The sequence below is a fragment of the Oscillibacter sp. UBA6647 genome, from assembly GCA_002455655.1.
GTDB lineage: Bacteria > Bacillota > Clostridia > Oscillospirales > Oscillospiraceae > Oscillibacter.
In genome coordinates this window covers 1-2,915 of record DKLF01000072.1, presented here as the reverse complement: position 1 = coordinate 2,915, position 2,915 = coordinate 1, and the positions used below count along the sequence as shown (strand labels likewise).

The 2,915-nt window shown below is 56.1% G+C and carries 3 protein-coding genes; 1 reads left to right on the top strand and 2 read right to left on the bottom strand.

The features are described 5' to 3' along the window. Nucleotides 1–854 (bottom strand): SPFH domain-containing protein (locus tag B2W96_RS05320; protein ID WP_293009250.1); only part of this gene is annotated, 854 nt, incomplete at its 3' end. Continuing rightward, nucleotides 855–1,301, bottom strand: coding sequence for an NfeD family protein (locus tag B2W96_RS05315; RefSeq protein ID WP_293009249.1), 447 nt, complete (start codon nucleotides 1,299–1,301; stop codon nucleotides 855–857). It abuts the gene before it with no gap. A gap of 304 nt (nucleotides 1,302–1,605) precedes the next feature. Between B2W96_RS05315 and B2W96_RS05310 the strand changes: the two genes are divergently transcribed. After that, the gene (locus B2W96_RS05310) at nucleotides 1,606–2,715 is read left to right on the top strand and encodes a THUMP domain-containing class I SAM-dependent RNA methyltransferase (protein ID WP_293009248.1); all 1,110 of its coding nucleotides are present in this window, start codon (nucleotides 1,606–1,608) and stop codon (nucleotides 2,713–2,715) included. The last annotated feature ends 200 nt before the right edge of the window (nucleotides 2,716–2,915 follow it).

Below are 2,915 nucleotides of genomic sequence, written 5' to 3'. Positions count from 1 at the left end.
CCCTTAAGTTCGGAGGGGATAATAATTTTTGTGGCCTTTCCGTCGGCTACCTTCACCATCGTCTCCAGCGCCCGGAGCTTGATGACCTGATCGTTGGGGCTGGATTCGTTCAGCAGGCGCAGCGCGTCGGCCGTGGCCTGCTGGACCTTCATAATGGCCTCCGCCTCGCCCTCAGCGTGGAGAATGGCCGCCTGCTTTGCCGCGTCGGCCCGCAGGATGGCAGACTGCTTTTCGCCCTCTGCCACCAGAATCTGGCTCTGTTTCTGGCCCTCGGCCTGAAGGATGGCCTCGCGGCGTTCCCGCTCTGCCTTCATCTGCTTTTCCATGGCGTTCTGAATTTCCTTGGGGGGAAGAATGTTCTTCAGCTCCACCCGGTTTACCTTAATGCCCCAAGGGTCCGTAGCTTCGTCCAAAATGGCGCGCATCCGGGTGTTGATGATGTCGCGGGAGGTGAGAGACTGGTCCAGCTCCATGTCGCCGATGATGTTTCGCAGAGTGGTGGCGGTGAGGTTTTCAATGGCGTTCATGGGACGCTCCACACCATACGTATACAGCTTGGAATCAGTAATCTGGAAGTAAATAACGGTGTCGATCTGCATGGTGACATTGTCCTTGGTGATGACAGGCTGGGGCGCGAAATCCGCCACCTGCTCCTTCAGGGACACCCGCTTTGCAATCCGCTCGACAAAGGGAAGCTTGAAATGCAAACCCACACCCCACACGGTGCGGAATGCGCCCAGACGCTCCACCACATAGGCTTTGGACTGCTGAACGATGACGATGTTGCTGACGATCAGCAGTAAAACAAGAACCACCAGGATAATCAGGGCGATGCTTTCAATACGAATAGGCATTTATTTGACTCCTTCCAAAATTATATTTTTTTCCACAAAGAGTTTTACACCCTCCATTTTGGACACGGAAACAAGACTGCCCACGGGGAAAACCGCTCCGTCGGTGCTGCGGGCCGTCCAGGTCTTGCCGTCCACATAGACAGCGCCGGTGGCATTTTCGTTATCCACGATTTCCGTCACCTTGCCCGTCTGGCCGATCACCCGGTCCAGATTGGTGGGAATGGCCTTGCCTGCCCTCATTTTCCGCACCAGAGGGCGGGTGGCCGCCAGCGCGGCGGCGGATACTGAAAGAAACAGCGCAAACTGAACGGGCACGGACGCGCTCAGCATTGCCGCAATCAGCGCAGCCAGCGCTCCTGCCACGAACCAGATGGACACAAGCCCCGCAGTGGCGGCTTCCGCCACGCCGAAGAGCACTATGGCGCCCAGCCAAATCCAAATCATCATTAAAAAAACCTCCTTTGGAAAGCATTCGACGGGGTAGAATCAATAAAAAAGAAATGATTTATAGTTCATACATTCATTGTATCACATCTTCGGGAAAAATACCAGCCCCGCAAGGCGGTTGATTCTGGTATGCACGCGGAAAAATTTGTTTTTATAAATTAGACGGATAGAGAGACTGAAAGGTTTCAAGATAAAAGCACATTTTTGGCGCGGCCCAGAATTTTTAAGTTTGCCGCGTTGCACATTTTTTGAAAATCTGGTATAGTGATGCAGACATTTTAAACACTTAAAGGAGGCGCGGCCCATGACGCTGACGGTACCCTGCCTGTTCGGACTGGAAAGTCTGGTGGCGGACGAAATGAAACGGTTGAATTTGCAGGAGGTCCGGGCGGAGAATGGCCGGGTCCACTGTCTGGGAACTCAGGCGGACATTGCCCGGCTGAATATGAACCTGCGCTGCGGGGCGCGGGTTTTGATGGAGCTGGGCAGCTTTCCCGCCAAGGACTTTGAGGCCCTGTTTCAGGGCGTTTACGCTCTCCCTTGGGAGGACTATATTCCCAAGGACGGTGAATTTCCTGTAAAGGGCTATTCCTTGAATTCCCAGCTACACTCTGTTCCCGCGTGTCGGGCGATTGTGAAAAAGGCATCCGCCAAGCGGTTGGGGGAGAAATACGGCATGGAGATGCTGCCGGAGACGGGGAGTCGCTATCAGCTTCAGTTTGCCATCGTACGGGACGTGGCCACGGTGTATCTGGATACCTCCGGCGAGGGGCTTTACAAGCGTGGCTATCGGGCGCAGGGCGTGGTTGCGCCGCTGCGGGAAACGCTGGCGGCGGCGCTGGTGACACTGTCCCGTTACCGGGGCCGGGACCCCTTCTGCGACCCCTTCTGCGGCTCCGGCACGATTGCCATCGAGGCGGCACTCATCGCTAAAAACCGCGCTCCGGGCCTGAATCGAAGCTTTTCCGCCCAGAAGTGGAAAAACATGGACGCAAAGCTTTGGCAGGACGCGGCGCAGGAGGCGCGGGACCGGGAGTTTCACGGGACCTACGATATCTGGGGCGGCGACATCGACCCGGCGGCGGTGGAGCTGGCGCGGCATAATGCGGAGCTTGCCGGTGTGGGAGACTGCGTCCACTTTGAAGTGGCCGATGCGGCAAAATTTCACCGGGACAGCGAATACGGCCAACTGGTCACCAACCCGCCTTATGGCGAGCGGCTGATGGAGCGGAGCGAGGCTGAGGCGCTTTACCGCGTCTTCGGCGCGGCCTGTCGGGACTTGCCGCCCAAGTGGCGGGTGCTGGTGCTTTCGTCCCATACGGAGTTTGAGCGGTCGTTTGGCAAACAGGCGGACAAAAAGCGCAAGCTCTACAACGGAATGCTGAAATGCGATTTGTTTATGTACGGAAAGTGATTTTTCGCCAAGAAAATACAAAATGTATAACAGTCTCCGGCGTTAAAAACGCCGGAGACTGTTTGTGTCCATGATGTGATGGACAAAAGTTCTTTTCCGCAGGAATGCCCCGCGCGATTACTCCGCGCCTGCTTCGCGGTTTTCGGGGACGCGAAGCATCGGCCAGACCCGCCGCATCAGGAGAATTTTCAAACCCAGTA

What these genes read in the sequence shown, in the direction of transcription:
- B2W96_RS05315 (WP_293009249.1), bottom strand. Translation starts at nt 1,301, where the DNA reads ATGATGATTTGGATTTGGCTGGGCGCCATAGTGCTCTTCGGCGTGGCG.
- B2W96_RS05310 (WP_293009248.1), top strand. Translation starts at nt 1,606, where the DNA reads ATGACGCTGACGGTACCCTGCCTGTTCGGACTGGAAAGTCTGGTGGCG.